The 1570-nt window shown below is 67.1% G+C and carries 3 protein-coding genes; 1 reads left to right on the top strand and 2 read right to left on the bottom strand.

Annotated features, from left to right (window positions below):
* Positions 1-224 (top strand): hypothetical protein (locus tag Q7W29_05120; protein ID MDO9171197.1); only part of this gene is annotated, 224 nt, incomplete at its 5' end.
* Between the two features lie 76 nt (positions 225-300).
* On the opposite strand, the gene Q7W29_05115 is transcribed toward Q7W29_05120, so the two are convergent.
* Positions 301-1002 carry a fumarylacetoacetate hydrolase family protein gene (locus tag Q7W29_05115; protein MDO9171196.1) on the bottom strand — a complete coding sequence of 234 codons (702 nt, stop codon included), beginning with the start codon at positions 1000-1002 and terminating at the stop codon, positions 301-303.
* Positions 1003-1020: 18 nt separating this feature from the next.
* On the bottom strand, positions 1021-1570 hold a 550-nt coding region (locus tag Q7W29_05110), incomplete at its 5' end, for a cupin (GenBank protein ID MDO9171195.1).

Below are 1570 nucleotides of genomic sequence, written 5' to 3'. Positions count from 1 at the left end.
GGGCGCGCGACCGCGGCATGCCCCAGGCCGCACTGGACCAGCACGCGCGCCGTCACCAGGCCTTTGCCGACCGCATCCAGGCGATGGCCGAACAGGACAGCCGGGAAGAGGGCCAGGGGCACGCGCTGCACCGCTTTCTCGCCAACTGGCTGCTGGAACACATCGTCAAGGACGACCAGGAGATGGTTCACCGCCTGCTGAACCCGGGCGGCGACAAGGCCTGACCGTCTGCCGCGCGCGGCCGCGCTCAGGCGGCATCGGGTTGTTGCGCAGGCGCCGCGCGGCGGAAGTTGTGAAGCTTCATTCGGCCGGACCCACGGCCAGCGCGATCTCGGCCACACCTTCCACGCGGCCGGTGATCCGGTCGCCCGCCACCACGGCGCCCACGCCTTCGGGCGTCCCGGTGTAGATGAGGTCGCCGGGTTGCAGGTGGTAGAACTGGGACAGGTCGGCAATGATTTCCCGGATGTTCCAGATCAGCTTGGCCACGTCGGACGACTGTTGGGTGGCGCCGTTGACTTCCAGTGCGATGGCGCCTTGGTCGACGATCTGGCCCTCCATCGGCACGATCTCGGAGCAGACCGAACCTTCTTCGATGTCCTTGCCCAGGTCCCAGGGACGGCCCTTGTCGCGGGCGACCAGCTGCAGGTCGCGGCGCGTCATGTCCAGACCGGCCGCGTAGCCGTAGATGACCTCGTGTGCCTTGTCGGCGGTGACGCGGAAACCGGCCTTGCCCACGGCCAGCACCAGTTCCATTTCAAAGTGGTAGTTGTTCGTGCCGGGCGGGTAGGCCACGGTCGCGCCGCTCTGCACCAGGGTCTGCGGCGACTTGGTGAAGTAGAACGGGCGCTCGGCCGACTTGTCGACCGGCTTGCCCATCTCGACGGCGTGCGCGTGGTAGTTGCGGCCGACGCAGAAGATGCGGTTGATGGGGAAACGTTCGGTCTTGCCCCGGATGGGCAGGGACTGGACGGCGGGTGGGGTGAAGAGGTATGGGGTCATTGGGTGTGATCAGAAAAGTTAACGGACCTCATACACACCGAGCTTGCGGTGCAGCGGGGATTCGTCGGCGATGAAGACGAACGAAGGCTGGTCGGCCAACCGGTTCTTCAGCGTCACGGGCTCGTAGCCGGGCGCACAGCAGGTGTCGGCCTCGACCAGACCGAAGGTCTTGCCGCAGGTGGACACGTCCACGCCGCCTTCGATCAGGTGGAACACCTGCGCGGGCGAGCGCGCGGGCAGCGTGAGCGTCTGGCCGGGCTTGAGCATGAGTGCGTAGAAGCCCAGGATGTTCTGTGCGTCGCCGCCGGTCTCGGGGTTCACGTAGGTCACCTGCACGCAGTCCAGATCGGGCTGGTCGGTGGCCATGGCCACGAGGGCGGCACGCGTGTCGACCCAGGGGTAACGCAGCATCGGGTAGCGCTTGTCGCTGCGGCCGAACACCTGCGTGGGCACGACGCCGGCGCGGGTCCAGGCGCGGTCGCCGCTGCCTTGCTTCACGGTCTGGCGCTCGCCGTTGATGTGGTAGCTGGCCTCCATGTAATAGACCATCGGCAGGTCGAGCACGTCG

This window comes from bacterium (genome assembly GCA_030654305.1).
Classification (GTDB): domain Bacteria; phylum Krumholzibacteriota; class Krumholzibacteriia; order LZORAL124-64-63; family LZORAL124-64-63; genus PNOJ01.
Note: the sequence above shows the minus strand (reverse complement) of the source record. Positions and strands in the feature narration are given on the sequence as shown.